This is a genomic window from Sphingopyxis sp. Root154 (assembly GCF_001427105.1).
Taxonomy (GTDB): Bacteria; Pseudomonadota; Alphaproteobacteria; order Sphingomonadales; family Sphingomonadaceae; genus Sphingopyxis.
This window is the reverse complement of the sequence record NZ_LMGI01000002.1, coordinates 1,259,541-1,273,388: the sequence shown is the minus strand read 5'-3', so window position 1 is coordinate 1,273,388 and position 13,848 is coordinate 1,259,541. Positions and strand designations below refer to the sequence as shown.

Annotated in this window: 16 protein-coding genes and 1 riboswitch; of the genes, 8 read left to right on the top strand and 8 right to left on the bottom strand. The window is 65.4% G+C overall.

The genetic code is table 11. The features are described from left to right. Positions 1-11 precede the first annotated feature (11 nt). Both ASD73_RS11820 and ASD73_RS11815 read right to left on the bottom strand, forming a co-directional pair. Positions 12-779, bottom strand: a complete 768-nt coding sequence (locus ASD73_RS11820) for a sulfite exporter TauE/SafE family protein (protein WP_056372546.1) — start codon at positions 777-779, stop codon at positions 12-14. 125 nt (positions 780-904) lie between these two features. Beyond that, complete coding sequence (locus ASD73_RS11815) at positions 905-1,831, bottom strand: LysR family transcriptional regulator (RefSeq protein ID WP_056372544.1); 927 nt, start codon at positions 1,829-1,831, stop codon at positions 905-907. 83 nt (positions 1,832-1,914) lie between these two features. Here ASD73_RS11815 and ASD73_RS11810 point away from each other — a divergent pair, with 83 nt between their 5' ends. Together ASD73_RS11810 and ASD73_RS22790 are read left to right on the top strand one after the other, a co-directional pair. After that, the gene (locus ASD73_RS11810) at positions 1,915-2,250 is read left to right on the top strand and encodes a hypothetical protein (protein ID WP_056372542.1); all 336 of its coding nucleotides are present in this window, start codon (positions 1,915-1,917) and stop codon (positions 2,248-2,250) included. A 129-nt stretch (positions 2,251-2,379) separates the two neighbouring features. Next, on the top strand, positions 2,380-2,523 hold the full coding sequence (locus ASD73_RS22790) for a hypothetical protein (RefSeq protein ID WP_156377366.1): 144 nt from the start codon (positions 2,380-2,382) through the stop codon (positions 2,521-2,523). Here the strand turns inward: ASD73_RS22790 and trmB are convergent. The 5 genes from trmB to ASD73_RS11785 form a co-directional block, all read right to left on the bottom strand. Continuing rightward, positions 2,520-3,233: a tRNA (guanine(46)-N(7))-methyltransferase TrmB gene (trmB, locus tag ASD73_RS11805; RefSeq protein WP_056372540.1), complete on the bottom strand. Its 714-nt coding sequence runs from the start codon at positions 3,231-3,233 to the stop codon at positions 2,520-2,522. The two genes, ASD73_RS22790 and trmB, sit on opposite strands and share 4 nt — an antisense overlap. A 71-nt stretch (positions 3,234-3,304) precedes the next feature. Next, entirely contained in the window at positions 3,305-4,525 is a 1,221-nt protein-coding gene (gene metK / locus ASD73_RS11800; RefSeq protein WP_056372538.1) for a methionine adenosyltransferase, read from the bottom strand. A gap of 50 nt (positions 4,526-4,575) precedes the next feature. Further along, positions 4,576-6,165 (bottom strand): apolipoprotein N-acyltransferase, encoded by a 1,590-nt coding sequence (gene lnt / locus ASD73_RS11795; RefSeq protein WP_082521500.1) that lies wholly within the window; start codon positions 6,163-6,165, stop codon positions 4,576-4,578. Positions 6,166-6,198: 33 nt separating this feature from the next. Beyond that, complete coding sequence (locus ASD73_RS11790) at positions 6,199-6,609, bottom strand: DUF2141 domain-containing protein (RefSeq protein ID WP_235534348.1); 411 nt, start codon at positions 6,607-6,609, stop codon at positions 6,199-6,201. Continuing rightward, positions 6,554-7,312 (bottom strand): sterol desaturase family protein, encoded by a 759-nt coding sequence (locus tag ASD73_RS11785; protein WP_056372536.1) that lies wholly within the window; start codon positions 7,310-7,312, stop codon positions 6,554-6,556. Before ASD73_RS11785 ends, ASD73_RS11790 begins: the two co-directional genes overlap by 56 nt. Before the next feature lie 74 nt (positions 7,313-7,386). Between ASD73_RS11785 and crtY the strand changes: the two genes are divergently transcribed. From crtY to ASD73_RS11755, 6 genes are read left to right on the top strand one after another with little or no spacing between them, the layout of a single operon-like run. Next, entirely contained in the window at positions 7,387-8,544 is a 1,158-nt protein-coding gene (crtY, locus tag ASD73_RS11780; protein WP_056372534.1) for a lycopene beta-cyclase CrtY, read from the top strand. Beyond that, on the top strand, positions 8,541-10,019 hold the full coding sequence (locus tag ASD73_RS11775; RefSeq protein WP_056376046.1) for a phytoene desaturase: 1,479 nt from the start codon (positions 8,541-8,543) through the stop codon (positions 10,017-10,019). The genes crtY and ASD73_RS11775 overlap by 4 nt, the downstream gene beginning before the upstream one ends. Then, on the top strand, positions 10,016-10,597 hold the full coding sequence (locus ASD73_RS11770) for a TIGR00730 family Rossman fold protein (RefSeq protein WP_056372530.1): 582 nt from the start codon (positions 10,016-10,018) through the stop codon (positions 10,595-10,597). Before ASD73_RS11775 ends, ASD73_RS11770 begins: the two co-directional genes overlap by 4 nt. Beyond that, entirely contained in the window at positions 10,597-11,556 is a 960-nt protein-coding gene (locus ASD73_RS11765) for a phytoene/squalene synthase family protein (RefSeq protein WP_082521499.1), read from the top strand. Before ASD73_RS11770 ends, ASD73_RS11765 begins: the two co-directional genes overlap by 1 nt. Further along, positions 11,553-12,122, top strand: a complete 570-nt coding sequence (gene pnuC, locus ASD73_RS11760) for a nicotinamide riboside transporter PnuC (protein ID WP_056372527.1) — start codon at positions 11,553-11,555, stop codon at positions 12,120-12,122. The genes ASD73_RS11765 and pnuC overlap by 4 nt, the downstream gene beginning before the upstream one ends. After that, positions 12,119-12,637: an AAA family ATPase gene (locus ASD73_RS11755; protein ID WP_056372525.1), complete on the top strand. Its 519-nt coding sequence runs from the start codon at positions 12,119-12,121 to the stop codon at positions 12,635-12,637. The genes pnuC and ASD73_RS11755 overlap by 4 nt, the downstream gene beginning before the upstream one ends. Before the next feature lie 52 nt (positions 12,638-12,689). Here the strand turns inward: ASD73_RS11755 and ASD73_RS11750 are convergent, their stop codons facing one another. Beyond that, on the bottom strand, positions 12,690-13,655 hold the full coding sequence (locus ASD73_RS11750; RefSeq protein ID WP_056372523.1) for a homoserine O-succinyltransferase: 966 nt from the start codon (positions 13,653-13,655) through the stop codon (positions 12,690-12,692). A 37-nt stretch (positions 13,656-13,692) separates the two neighbouring features. After that, positions 13,693-13,798: riboswitch (SAM-I-IV-variant riboswitch) on the bottom strand. Positions 13,799-13,848: the final 50 nt, after the last annotated feature.

Sequence of the window (13,848 nt, the reverse complement as noted above, 5' to 3'; positions counted from 1 at the left end):
GATAATCCGCCTCAGAGCAGGGCGCGATAGAGGCCGAAGGCGCTGGTCGCGATCAGCACGATTCCGACCATCACCAGCATCACCTTGGGCGAGAAGCGCTTGGCCATCATCGCGCCGAGCGGAGCGGCCGCCACGCCGCCGATGATCAGGCCGAGCGTCGGGCCCAGTATCTCTTCGAAACCGAGATTCCAGATGAAGGCGATCGACACCGACACGGCGAGGAAGAATTCGACACTGTTGACCGTGCCGACGACCTTGCGCGGTTCGCCGCCCTGGACGAGCAGGTTCGAGGTCACGACCGGCCCCCAGCCGCCGCCGCCCGCTGCATCGAGAAAGCCGCCGATGACTGCCAAGGGCGCGACGACCTTGGGCTTCGCGATCTTGGGCGGATAGAGCAGGCCGCGGACGAGCAGCCACACGCCGATCAGCACCAGATAGCCGAGCACGAAGGGCTTCACGACGTCGGCGTGGAGCGAGGTGAGCACGTAAGCACCAAGCACGCCCCCAATGACGCCCGGGATCAGCAGCCGGAAGAACAGCGGCCAATCGATGTTTCGATGGAATAAATGGCTCAGCCCCGACGCGCCTGTCGTGAAGATTTCGACGACATGGATGCGCGCCGACGCCGTTGCGGGCGGGACGCCCAGTACGGCGACGAGTAATGTGTTGCAGATGACGCCGAACGCCATGCCGAGCGCGCCGTCGACGAGCTGCGCCGCGAAACCGATGAGGATGAACGGCAGGAGCGCGGTAAAGTCGATGGCCGCAAGTTCAGTCATGTTTCATCCCAACCCTTTTAATTGAGAACCTGCTGCCGGGATTCGCCGCGGCGCGCCAGCCCAATTTTTCTGCGCGCGGCAAAGGGATTTGTTTCCGCGCCCGATCGAAACGCTTCAAACCGAGGTCAGCCGGTCAGGTCGTCGGGCAGGTTGTCGCGCACATAGTCGATAAAGGCGCGCAGCTTGGGCATCACTTGCTTGCGGCCGGGATAATAGAGGAAGAGGCCCGATGTCGATGCGGCGTGGTCGGTGAGCACCAGTTCGAGTGCGCCCGATTCGACCATCGCCGTGGCCATCGGTTCGGCCATCATGCCCATCGCCACCCCGGCGCGCATCGCGACCAATGCGGCGATCCAGTCGTTGACGATAATCGGGCCGGTGACCGCGACGTCGAAATCGCGGTTGCCGCGTTCGAAGGTCCACGGCATCAGCCCGCCGCTCGCAAGGCGGAAGCGAACGCAGCGGTGGTCGCGCAAATCCTCTGGCGTCCGCGGGCGGCCATGTTTGTCGAGATAGGCGGGCGCCGCAGCGACGACGAAGCGAAAGGAGCCGGTCAGACGGACCGCGATCATGTCGGCGTCGAGCGCTTCGCCCATCCGCACCCCGGCGTCGAAGCCGCCGGCGCTGAGGTCGGCCAGCGCGTCGTCGGCGTAGATTTCGAGCTCGATCTCGGGATAGGTTTCGCAAAAGCCCGCGATGATCGGCTCGAACAGCGGCTGGACCGCGCCGCGCATCAAATTGATCCGAAGGCGCCCCGCGGGCCGGTTGCCGAGGTTGCGCGCCGCCTCATAGGCATCGGCGAGCCCGGTATAGGCCGGCGCCGCGCGTTCGAGGAACATTTCGCCCGCCTGCGTCAGGCCGACGCTGCGCGTGGTGCGCATGAACAAAGGTGCGCCGACGCGCGCTTCGAGAGCCTTCACGGTCTGGCTGATCGCCGAGGGCGAGACGCCGAGGTCGGCGGCCGCCGCCGAAAAGCTGCGCCTTTCCGCAACACGCAGGAAGGCTTCGATCCCGTCGAGCGCCCCTTGGGGGATTGTTAAATCCTGCTTCAAAGCACTTGCAGATTATAGAGGATTATCTATCTGCGCAACCGCGACTAAAAAGGTTGCACAAAGAAACGAAAGGAACCTCTCCCATGGCCTATCAGCTCTCCTCTTATCGCCGCTTTCCCGCCGCTTTTGCAATCGTCGCCGCTTCGGCGCTGGCCTTCACCGGCTTGATGGCGACCGCAACCCCCGCTTACGCCCAGTCGGCTAGCGATTATCGCTGCGCCGGTCTCGCCGAACAGGCCCATGTTGCCGCCGGCGGCGTCGAAGGCGCCAAGCAGTCGAGCGCCAAGCGCTTTGTTTCGACCGGCAAGAAGCTGTGCGAAGCGGGCAACGAACGCGCGGCCGCCAAGCAGTTCCGCGCCGCGTTGAAGATCGCCGGCGTCGCCGAAGTCGAAACCGACAGCCAGATGGCTGCCCGCTAAGACAGACTGACACCAATCTCCGGACCGTCCTCTCCCTCTCCCCGACGGATCCACATAACTGGGGCGGCACTCGACACGAGGCCGCCCCATTTGTTTGTGCGCAGGGCATGGTTTAGGGTGAAGCCCGTCATGCCCGGCAAGAAACCCCACCGCGACAAGCCTGCCGACCGTTCGGCCCCAAAGCAGGCGGTGCCGCTTTGCCGGTACGAAGAACTGGCGATGCGCGAAAACCGCCTGCGACAAGCGGCCGCGAAACGCGAGCCGGGCGATTAGATCCGCCGGTAGCGGAAGTACCAGACCTCGTGCCCGTGCGCGCGCGCTTTGGCTTCGTAGCGCGTTTCGGGCCAGCCGCCGGGGCGGACCTGGAAATCCCGCGAATCCTGCGCCAGCCATTCGAACTGGTGGCGATGACGGCGCATCACCATCAGCGCGTGCTGCAGATAGATGGGGTGGTCGGTGCCGAAGCGGAACTCGCCGCCGGGCCGCAGCTTCGCCGCGATCAGGTCGAGCGGGCCGTCGTTCATCATCCGCCGCTTCGCATGGCGCGCCTTGGGCCATGGGTCGGGGTGGAGCAGATAGGCGAAGCTGAGCGCGCCATCGGGGATGCGCCGCAGCACTTCCAGCGCGTCGCCATGATGAATGCGAACGTTGCCGATGGGGAGCCGTGCGCCATGATCGCCCGCGACATGGACCAGGGCTTGGGCGACGCCGTTGATAAAGGGTTCGGCGCCGATGAAGCCATGATCGGGCAGCATGTCGGCGCGCCCCGCCATATGTTCGCCGCCGCCGAAGCCGATCTCGAAATGGAGCGGGCGGTCATAACCGAACAGCGCTTCGGCGGTGACCTCGCCTTCGGCGGGCACCGCGATCTGCGGCAGCAAAGTATCGATCAGGTCCTGCTGGCCCGCGCGCAGGGGCTTGCCCTTTGAGCGGCCGTAGAGGCGGTTGATCGTCGTCGGATCGCCGGGCTTGTGTGCAGTCATGGGGCGCGCCCTAGCCGCGCGACCGGGCGGCGGCAACCCGCCACCCGGCACAATGCGACGTCAAATGAGCTTCAGGCGGCGAGGGCCGCCTTGAGCCGATCGACAAGGTCGGTGCGTTCCCACGGGAAGCTGTCGCCTTCCGACGTGCGGCCGAAATGGCCGTACGCCGCGGTCTGTTTGTAGATCGGCTTGTTGAGGCCGAGGTGGGTGCGGATGCCCTTCGGCGTCAGGCGCACGAGCTGCGGGATGACCGCCTCGATTTTGCCTTCGTCGACGGTCCCGGTGCCGTGCAAATCGACATAGATCGACAGCGGCTCGGCCACGCCGATCGCGTAGCTGAGCTGGATCGTGCAGCGGCGCGCAAGGCCCGCGGCGACGATATTCTTGGCGAGATAGCGGGTAATATATGCCGCCGAACGGTCGACCTTGGTCGGGTCCTTGCCGCTGAACGCGCCGCCGCCGTGCGGGCTCGCGCCGCCATAGGTGTCGACGATGATCTTGCGGCCGGTCACGCCGGCGTCGCCGTCGGGGCCGCCGATCTCGAAACGCCCGGTCGGGTTGATGTGATAGACGGTGTTCGCGGTCAGCAGTTCGGCGGGCAGCACGTCGGCGATCACGCCGAGCACATATTTGCGCAGCTCGGTGTATTTCGCTTCGTCGCCTTCGCCGTTGTGGAAATAGTAGCCCGGCGCATGCTGGGTCGACACGACGATCGCGGTCGCCTCGACCGGACGCTCGTTGGCGTAGCGCAGCGTGACCTGGCTTTTGGTGTCGGGCTCGAGGAAGGGCGCGGTGCCCGCCTTGCGGTCGGCGGCCATGCGCTCGAGGATCTTGTGGCTGTAATCGAGCGTCGCGGGCATCAGGTCGGGGGTCTCGTCCGACGCATAGCCGAACATGATACCCTGGTCGCCGGCGCCTTCGTCCTTGTCGCCGCTTTCGTCGACGCCCTGCGCGATATGCGCCGACTGGGCGTGGAGATTATTTTCGAAGCGGAAGCTTTCCCAGTGAAAACCATCCTGCTCGTACCCGATGTCCTTCACCGTCTTGCGGACGGTGGCTTCGATCTCCTCGAGCGCGCCCGGTGCCCACTCGTCATTCTCGAACACGCCCTTGCAGCGGATTTCGCCGGCCAGCACGACGAGCTGGGTGGTGGTCAGCGTCTCGCACGCGATACGGGCTTCGGGGTCCTTCGACAGAAACAGGTCGACGATCGAATCGCTGATCTGGTCGGCCACCTTGTCGGGATGTCCTTCGGACACGCTTTCGGAGGTGAAGAGGAAGCTGTTGCGCATGGAGAGCCTTCTGTGAACGGATATAAAGGAAGCTTTATGTGGGGGTGCTGTTAGCGTCCGCGCCGACGAAAGGCAATGGCCAGCGCGAGCAGCAGCAGCGCAAACCCGACCGGCAGGAGATTTCCGTACCGGGCGAATAGCGTCGGAGCATGGGCTGGCGGGAGCGTCGTATCGATCCGGCCCGCCCGATGCATCGGAAGCGATTCGAGCACGCGCCCGTCGGCGTCGATCACGGCGCTGATCCCCGTTGGTGTGGAACGCACGACGGGCAATCCTTCCTCGATCGCGCGCAGCCGCGCTTGCGCCAGATGTTGCGGAGGGCCCCAGCCACCGAACCAGGCGTCGTTCGACGGATTGAAGATGAAATCGGGGCGATGCGCGCGGTCGACGACCTGGCCCGAGAAGATGATCTCGTAACAGATTTGCAGCCCCGCCCGGCCGAAAGCGCCAAGGTCGAGGGTGCGGGCGCCGGGGCCGGGCCAGAAATCGATGTCGCCGGGCGCGAGGCGCGACAGGCCGATGGCGGACAGGATCGGGCGCATCGGCAGATATTCGCCGTAGGGGACAAGGTGGGCCTTGTCGTAGCGCGGGCCGAGCGTGCCGTCGGCATGGACCGTCATCACCGCGTTGCGTGCGCCGACGACATCGCCCGTCTTGTCGAGCTCCAGTTTCAGAGCGCCGAGCAGCATGATGTCGTCAGGGTTCATCAGCTTGATCAGCCGCATACGCGCCTCGACGGGCGAGCGATCGTAATAAGGGGCGGGATAGCCCGCTTCGAGATAATCGGGCACCGCCGCCTCGGGCCAGAGGATCAGGCGCGGCGTGTCATCCTTCGGAGTGGTAAGCCGCGCGAGCTTTTCGAAATTGAGGTCGGCCTTGCGGCCTTCCCATTTGTCTTCCTGTCCGACATTGGGCTGGACGACGGTGATCGGGATGCGCTGCGTACCCTTGACGCGAACGGCGGCATCGACGCCGCTGCCCGTTTGCGACAGAAATGCCGCGCCCCATATGGCGAGCAGGCTCCCGAAAAGCGCAGCTGCGGCGACACGGCGGTGAAACCACGCCAGGATCAGCACCGCCGCGAGAAGGCAGACGATCGCGCTCATGCCATATGTGCCAATCCAGCGGGCGGGCGCGGCAACGTGCGGGACGGCAATCACCCCCAGGGGGTTCCATGCAAAGCCGGTAAAAATCCAGCTGCGGAGCCATTCGGTGAGTGCCCAAAGGCCGGCGAAGGCCAGCAGATAGGATGGCGCCGCAAAATGCGCGTCTGCCCTGGGCTTCAGTGTCCACGCGCCCCAAGCGGCGATCGCCGGATAGATGGCGAGATAGAGCGACAGCAGCCCGACCGCGATCCAGCCGAGCCACGCGGGCATCGCCGCCTGATAGGTGAAGGCGGTCGCGATCCAGTTGAGGCCGACGACGAAATGCCCGACGCCGAACGCCCAGCCGATACCCAGCGCGCGCGAACCCTTCGGGCTGCGCGCAACGAGCGCCATCCAGCCCGCGAGCGCGAGCAAGGTCAGCGGCCACAGGTGGAGCGGCGCGAAGCCGGTTGCCGAAACGGCGCCGAGCAGCAGGGCGACAAGCTTTGGCCAGCGGTCGGCGAAAGCGGCGATGCGGGAGGATGTCGCGGTCACGCGCGTTCTATTAGCCGTGTGCCGCCAAGCCCACTAGAGCATATATTTCATCTTGATCGACTGGCGCATATCGCCGGCGACCGCGAAGCTCGCCGATTTGAAGCTCGGCGGGCCGACGGTAATCGTGGGATTGCGCGAAAAGCCGAAGCCTTCCTTGGGCAGGAAGATCGCGGTGTCCATCTTGTTGTTGCTGTTTTCGTCATGGACGACCGCGATCGCATAAGTTCCCGTCGCGGGCGCGTGGACAAGGAAATCGCCAGCATCGGCCGCCTTCACCGCCATGCGCACCGACGCCTTGTCCTTGCTGCAATCGGGAAATGCCTTGGGATTGGTGGTCAGGCAGACAAGGATCTGTCCCTTTGCGCTGCGTAGCCCCGTGACGTTGACCTCAAGCGTCGGCGGCGGCACGCTCGCGCCGGTCAGCAGCGCGGCCGAAATGGCCAAGGCCAAGATCCGTGCCGCACGCCTTGTCCCAGAAGCGGAAATAGAGCCCATAATTCCCCCGGTAAGCGGCGTGATGCTGCTCGTGATGTGTCGCGGTTATCAGCCAGCGGCCCGCGGGTCCATGAACAAGCGCGCGCGGGAACATCTCCCATCCCATATGATTGCCGACGCCCATGACCGTCATGATCGCGAGCACGAGGCCGAGCATGGCGACGTGGATCGGGATCAGAAAGACGAGCGCGGGGATGACAATCGCGCCAGTCATGGCCTCCAGGGGATGGAAACTCATCGCCGCCCAGGCGGTCGGCGGGCGGCTGTTATGGTGGACGCTATGCGCGATACGGAACAGGGCGGGGCGGTGCATCCAGCGGTGCGTCCAGTAGAACCATGTGTCGTGGATCAACAGATAGGCGAAGAGACTAAGCGGCGGATACCAAAGCGGAAAGGCGCCCCAATCGGTGTAGATGCGCGTCCAGCCATGCGCTTGCCACCCCCACGCGACGACGCCTGCCGGAATCCCGTAAATCACGGCGCTCAAAAGGCTCCACCCGACCTCGCGACGCATCTGCGATTCGAGCCCGCGATAGAGGCCGGGGTGCTTCCACCGCGTCGCAAGCGCGAAGCCGCCGCTGGTGATCAGATAGCGCACGCCGACGATCGCCGTCATCGCGAGCGCGGAGAAAAGGATCGGCCAGCCGGTCATCGCGCAAGGCTAGCCGCTCGGCACCGCGTTGCAATGGCTTTGCGCCCGCGCGTTCGCGTGGCTATGGCAGGGGAATGGTGGGGCAGAGCAACGATAAATGCGATATCGCGATCGTCGGCGGCGGACTCGCCGGCGGGCTTGCGGCGCTTGCGCTTGCGCGGCAACGACCCGACCTCGACGTGCGGCTGATCGAGCCCGGCCCGATCGGGGGTAATCATATATGGTCCTTTTTCGACAGCGACATCGCGAAGAAGGACCGCGCGCTCGTCGCGCCGCTCGTCCGCCATCATTGGCCGCACTATGACGTGCGCTTTCCCTCGTACGATCGCCGGCTGCGGATGGGTTATAAGAGCATCACCGGCGAGGCGCTGGCCGAGGCGGTCGCGGCGGCGCTGCCCCAAGGCCATATCATTGCCGACCGGGCCAAGCATGTCGCGCCCGATCACCTGCTGCTGTCGCGCGGCGGACGGCTTTCGGCAAAACATGTCATCGACGCGCGCGGCGCCACCAAATTCGCGGGTCTCGACTGCGGTTGGCAGAAGTTCGTCGGGCAGGCGCTGACCGTCAAGGACGGGCACGGCGTCGAACATCCCGTCGTGATGGACGCGAGCATCGAACAGGTGGACGGCTATCGCTTCGTCTATTTGTTGCCGTTCGATGCCGAGACGATCTTCGTCGAGGATACCTATTACAGCGACGACGCCGAGCTCGACCTTGCCGTCGTGCGCGAACGGATCGCGGCTTATGCGGCGGCGCAGGGCTGGGATGTCGCAGCGGTGACGCGCGAGGAAAGCGGCGTGCTGCCCGTCGTGATCGCGGGCGATTTCGACCGGCTGTGGCCGACGTCCGACCGCACCGCGCGGATCGGGGTGCGCGCGGGCGTCTTCCATGCGACGACAGGCTATTCGCTTCCTGACGCCGTGCGCACCGCGTCGGCGCTGCCCGGCCTCGTCGGCCGCGCGGACCTTCCCGCGATCCTCCGCGACCGCGCTGCGGCGTCGTGGCGGCGCCAGCGTTTCTACCGCATGCTCGGCGCGATGGCGTTCCGCGCTTCGGAGCCTGAGGCTCGCTACCGCATCTTCGAGCGCTTCTACCGCCTGTCGCCGGGGCTCATCGCGCGCTTCTACGCCGGGTGGTCGACGACGACGGACAAGCTGCGCATCCTGTCGGGCAAGCCTCCGGTGCCGATCGGCCGCGCGATCGCCGCGCTGGCGAAGCGCGACTGGAAATGAGCCGCCGCGCGATTGTCATCGGCGCAGGATTCGGCGGCCTCGCGCTCGCGATCCGGCTGCAATCGGCGGGTGTCGAAACGACCGTCGTCGAGGCGCGCGACAAGCCCGGCGGGCGCGCCTACCACTGGGTCAAAGACGGCTTTACTTTCGACGCCGGGCCGACCGTCATCACCGACCCGCCGTGCCTCGAAGAATTATGGGCGCTCAGCGGGCAGGACATGGCAACGGATGTCGATCTCGTCCCGGTCATGCCGTTCTACCGCCTCAACTGGCCCGACGGCACGAATTTCGACTATTCGAACGACGAGGCCGCGCTACGCGCCGAAATCGCCAAGCTCCACCCCGCCGATGTCGAGGGCTACGACCGCTTCCTTGTCTATTCGAAAGGTGTTTACGAACAGGGCTATGTGAAGCTCGGCGCGGTCGCCTTTCTGGACTTCGCCTCGATGATCAAGGCCGCCCCCGCGCTGATGAAATATCGGGCGTGGCGCAGCGTCTATTCGATCGTCGCCTCCTATGTGCAGGACGAGCGGCTGCGGCAGGCATTGTCGTTCCACACCCTGCTCGTCGGCGGCAACCCGATGACGACGAGCGCGATTTACGCGCTGATCCACACGATCGAGAAAGAGGGCGGTGTCTGGTTCGCGCGCGGCGGCACCAATGCGCTGGTGCGCGGCATGGTGCGGCTGTTCGAGCGGCTCGGCGGAACGCTGCGGCTTGGTGATCCGGTGACGCAGATCGAAACCGCGGGTGACCGCGTCACGGGCGTCAAGACGCAAAGCGGCTGGCACGCCGACGCCGACATGATCGCAACCAACGGCGACCTGATGCACAGCTACAAGACGCTGCTCGCGGACCATCCGCGCGGGCAAAAGGTCGCCAAGAGCCTCGCGCGCAAACGCTGGTCGCCCTCGCTCTTCGTCGTCCATTTCGGTGTGAAGGGCGAATATCCGAACATCGCGCACCACAGCATCCTCTTCGGCCCGCGCTACAAGGGGCTGCTCGACGACATCTACGGCGGGGTCGTCCCCGACGATTTCTCGCTCTACCTCCATCATCCCAGCGTCACCGACCCCGGCATGGCGCCGCCCGGCCATTCGGCCTTCTACGCGCTCGCCCCCGTCGCGCACCTCGGCAAGGCCAAAGCCGAATGGGACGGCGCATTCGGCGAGCGCTTCGCCGACGCCATCCTCGAAGAAGTCGAACGCCGCGTCGCCCCGGGCCTCCGCGCCAACCTCGTCACCCGCTTCCACTACACCCCCGCCGATTTCGGTCGCGATCTGTCGGCGCATCTCGGCAGCGCGTTCAGCCTCGAACCCGTGCTGTGGCAAAGCGCCTGGTTCCGTGCCCACAACCGCGACGATGTGATTTCGAACCTTTACTTCGTCGGCGCGGGGACGCATCCGGGCGCGGGTATCCCGGGGGTCGTCGGCAGCGCCAAGGCGACCGCCAATCTGATGTTGGAAGAATCATGAAACGCCTTGCCGTCTATTGCGGGTCCGCAACCCCCGAAGATCCGATCTATATCGAAACCGCGCGCCACGTCGGGCGTACGCTCGCGACACGCGGCATCGGCGTCGTCTATGGCGGCGGCCGATTGGGGCTGATGGGCGCGGTCGCCGACAGCGCATTGGAAGCCGGCGGCGAAGTGATCGGGATCATCCCCGAGGCACTCGTCGGCGCCGAGGTCGCGCACCGCGGCTGTACCGAACTCCATGTCGTATCGGGCATGCACGAACGCAAGAAGATGTTCACCGACCTCTCCGACGGTTTTCTCACCATTCCCGGCGGCGTCGGCACGATGGACGAACTGTGGGAAGCGATCAGCTGGGCGCAGCTCGGCTATCACAGCAAGCCCGTGGGGCTGCTCAACGCCGCGGGTTTCTATAACGACCTGATCGCCTTCAACCGGAACATGGTCGAGGTCGGCTTTATCCGTCCCGCGCATGCCGGGATCATGATCGTCGATGCCGGGCTCGACGACCTTCTCGACAAGATGGCGGCCTATGTGCCGCACAAGACGATCTTCGCGATGAAGGCCGAAAATCTGTAATGATCGAAGAGGGGGCCTATGATGCACATGCCCTCCACGGTTTCGCGCACGACAGCATCGCGCGCGGATCGAAAAGCTTCGCATTGGCCAGCCAGCTCTTCGACCGCGAAACGCGCGAGCGTGTCTGGCTGCTCTACGCCTGGTGCCGCGCCGCCGACGATCTGACCGACGGGCAGGATCACGGCGGCGCGATGAAGCCGGACCATGATCCGGTCGCCGCGGTCGCGCATATCCGCGCGCAGACCGACAGAGCCTTCGCAGGCGAACCAACCGGCGAGCCCGCATTCGACGCGCTCGGCTTCCTGCTCACCGAAGTCGCGATCCCGCGCTGGGTGATCGACGATATCGTCGCTGGCTTCGAACTCGACGCAAAGGACTGGCGCCCGCGCAGCGAGGCGGACCTCCTGCGCTATAGCTATCATGTCGCGGGCGCGGTCGGCGTCGCGATGGCACTGGTGATGGGAATCGATCCCGCTGACGAAACAACGCTCGACCGCGCCTCCGATCTCGGCATCGCGTTCCAGCTCGCCAATATCGCGCGCGATGTGGCGGAGGATGCCGCCGCCGACCGCTGCTATTTGCCGATGGAGTGGATGGTCGAACTCGACATTCCGCCTGGCCAGCATATGCACCCCGCCTTTCGCGGGCGCCTGTCGGTAATGGCCAGATGGCTGTCCGAAATGGCCGAGGAATATGAGGCGTCGGCGCGCTGGGGCGCGCGCAAGCTGCCCCCGCGCAGCCGCTGGGCGGTGCTCGCCGCCGCGGGCATTTATGGCGACATCGCGCGCGAAGTGCGCGCGCGCGGTGACCATGCGTGGGATCACCGCGCGGGATCATCGCTTCTCGCGAAACTGGGCTGGGTCGCGCGCGCGGGCTGGTCGGTGCTGCGACGTCCGCCGCAACGGCGGATCAGTCGCGACGGCCTGTGGACCCGCCCGCGCCACGAGGCTGCGGCATGAGTTATCTCGAATGGATCGCGGCGGCATTCGTGCTGACCAATGTCGCGCTCGTCGCGCTGCGCAGCGTGTGGAACTATCCCTTCGCGCTGGTCGCGGTCACCCTCTACGCCTTCGTCTTCTTCGAAGCGAAGCTGTACAGCGACATGCTCCTCCAGGGCTTTTTCTTCGTGCTCAACCTTTATGGCTGGGCGGCGTGGATGCGCGCGCGCGACGATAGCGGGGTGCCAGTGCGCTGGATGACCGACGGTGCGCGGCGGGGCTGGGCGCTCGCCACGATTGCCGCGTGGGTCGGGTGGAGCTTTGCGATGGACCGCTATACCGACGCGGTCGCGCCGTGGATCGACGGTGCGATCGCGATGCTCAGCATCACCGCGCAATGGCTGCTCGCGCGGCGCCGGGTAGAAAGCTGGTGGCTGTGGATCGCGGTCGACCTGATCGCGGTGCCGCTGTTCGCATGGCGCGGGCTTTATGCGACCAGCGGGGTCTATGTCGTGCTGCTCGGCCTGTCGATCGACGGCCTGCTCCAGTGGCGACGTGCGGCGGCGGCGGGCGAAGTTCCGGCATGACGCACCATATCTGCCTCCACGGCGCCGAAAGCACCGGCAAGTCGACCCTCGCGCCGCGCCTCGCGCTCCAGCTCGGCGGGCTCGTCGTCCCCGAATATGGCCGCACCTATGCCGAAGCGAACGGCACCGATCTCGACGAGGTCGACCTGCTCGCGATCTTCGACGGCCATCGCGCCGCGACCCGCGAAGCGCTCGCGCAGCGGCCCGCATGGCTGGTTTCGGACACCGATCCGCTGATGACGCAGGCGTGGGCGATCATGCTGCTCGGCCGCCGCCTGCCCGAAATCGACTTGTGGGATGAGGTCGCCGACCTCTATCTCGTCCCCGCGATGGACCTTTCGTGGGAGGAGGATGGCACGCGCCTGTTCGGCAGCGAACTCGCGCGGGCGCAATTCATGGAGGTCGCGATCGGCGAGCTCGACCGGCGCAAACTCAAATGGGCGTGGGTCGAGGGTGAGGGGGATGCGCGGTTGGCGAGTGCGTTGGCGGCGATTCAGGCGGCGGATTTGGCCTGACCGAAATTTGTGGAGGCGCTCGAGCGTCTGCTTTGGGGCGCTGAACTGCCTCTCAATCATCCACTTCCGTCACCCCGGACTTGATCCGGGTCCTGCCTTCCGCGGAAATCTGGCGCGTCCCGATCGCTGCGACCTCGAACGGCGTGGTCTGATAGATTTCGTTGATCCAGTTCGCGAACAACAAATGCGCGTGGCTGCGCCAGCGGTTCTCCGGCGCGCTCGCGGGATCGTCGGCAGGAAAATAGCCCCTCGGGAGTTGGGCCCGGCCGTCGCGATAATATTCTACCGCCAGCGTGTCGGTATCATATTCGAGGTGATTGAACATGTGCAGAGTCCGGTGAGTCCGATCGTAAACGAGACCTGCGCCGGTCTCGTCGCTGCCAGCCAGAACCTGCAGCCCGCGCGCTTCCGCCAGCGCGGTCGGGCAAACTTCTGTCCAGCGCGATACGGGAACATAGAACCTGTCTGAAAAACCCCGGAGATAGGGAGAGGCGGGAGCAAGATTCACATGTTCGAATATGCCGAACGCCTTGCGGAGCAGGTCGCGTTTGGGCACGCCGTGGAAATGAAAGAGGGCCGCCTGCGCGGCCCAGCAGATCGTAAAGCAGCGATGGACGTGCGTCTGCGTCCAGTCGAGGATCGCGCGCAGTTCGGACCAGTATCTGACCTCGTCATAAGGCAGCCGCTCAACCGGGGCGCCGGTGATGATGAAGCCATCGAACTTCTCGGCCCGGACATGGCTCCATGGCCGATAGAAAGCCGCCATATGGTCTGCCGACGTGTTGCGCGCGGCGTGATCGCTGATCCGCACGAGCGTCAATTCGATCTGGAGCGGCGTTGCCCCGAGCAGCCGGGCAAGCTGTGTTTCGGTGCTGATCTTGTCCGGCATCAGGTTGAGCAGGGCGATCCGCAACGGTCTGACGTCCTGGCGCCCCGCATCGACTTCCCGCATGACCACGACGCCCTCGGCCTCGAGGATAGGTCGAGCGGGGAGCTGATCGGGTATCTTTATCGGCACGAAACGTCGTTCCTCTTTACGGTTCGACGCTGCATGGCTTGATCCGCTTGGTTGCCGGCTCGGCCACATCCTCCTTGCGGAGCGCCACCTTGCCCGGATTGGCAGGTTGGCGTTGGGCGTCGACCCAACTCTTGATGCTGCAATCCTCATAGGTCGCCGCTCCGGTCTTCGCAACAGCCGGTTTCAGCCGATC

What these genes read in the sequence shown, in the direction of transcription:
- ASD73_RS11820 (WP_056372546.1), bottom strand. Translation starts at nt 779, where the DNA reads ATGACTGAACTTGCGGCCATCGACTTTACCGCGCTCCTGCCGTTCATC.
- ASD73_RS11810 (WP_056372542.1), top strand. Translation starts at nt 1,915, where the DNA reads ATGGCCTATCAGCTCTCCTCTTATCGCCGCTTTCCCGCCGCTTTTGCA.
- ASD73_RS22790 (WP_156377366.1), top strand. Translation starts at nt 2,380, where the DNA reads ATGCCCGGCAAGAAACCCCACCGCGACAAGCCTGCCGACCGTTCGGCC.
- trmB (WP_056372540.1), bottom strand. Translation starts at nt 3,233, where the DNA reads ATGACTGCACACAAGCCCGGCGATCCGACGACGATCAACCGCCTCTAC.
- metK (WP_056372538.1), bottom strand. Translation starts at nt 4,525, where the DNA reads ATGCGCAACAGCTTCCTCTTCACCTCCGAAAGCGTGTCCGAAGGACAT.
- ASD73_RS11785 (WP_056372536.1), bottom strand. Translation starts at nt 7,312, where the DNA reads ATGACCGGCTGGCCGATCCTTTTCTCCGCGCTCGCGATGACGGCGATC.
- crtY (WP_056372534.1), top strand. Translation starts at nt 7,387, where the DNA reads ATGGTGGGGCAGAGCAACGATAAATGCGATATCGCGATCGTCGGCGGC.
- ASD73_RS11775 (WP_056376046.1), top strand. Translation starts at nt 8,541, where the DNA reads ATGAGCCGCCGCGCGATTGTCATCGGCGCAGGATTCGGCGGCCTCGCG.
- ASD73_RS11770 (WP_056372530.1), top strand. Translation starts at nt 10,016, where the DNA reads ATGAAACGCCTTGCCGTCTATTGCGGGTCCGCAACCCCCGAAGATCCG.
- ASD73_RS11765 (WP_082521499.1), top strand. Translation starts at nt 10,597, where the DNA reads ATGATCGAAGAGGGGGCCTATGATGCACATGCCCTCCACGGTTTCGCG.
- pnuC (WP_056372527.1), top strand. Translation starts at nt 11,553, where the DNA reads ATGAGTTATCTCGAATGGATCGCGGCGGCATTCGTGCTGACCAATGTC.
- ASD73_RS11755 (WP_056372525.1), top strand. Translation starts at nt 12,119, where the DNA reads ATGACGCACCATATCTGCCTCCACGGCGCCGAAAGCACCGGCAAGTCG.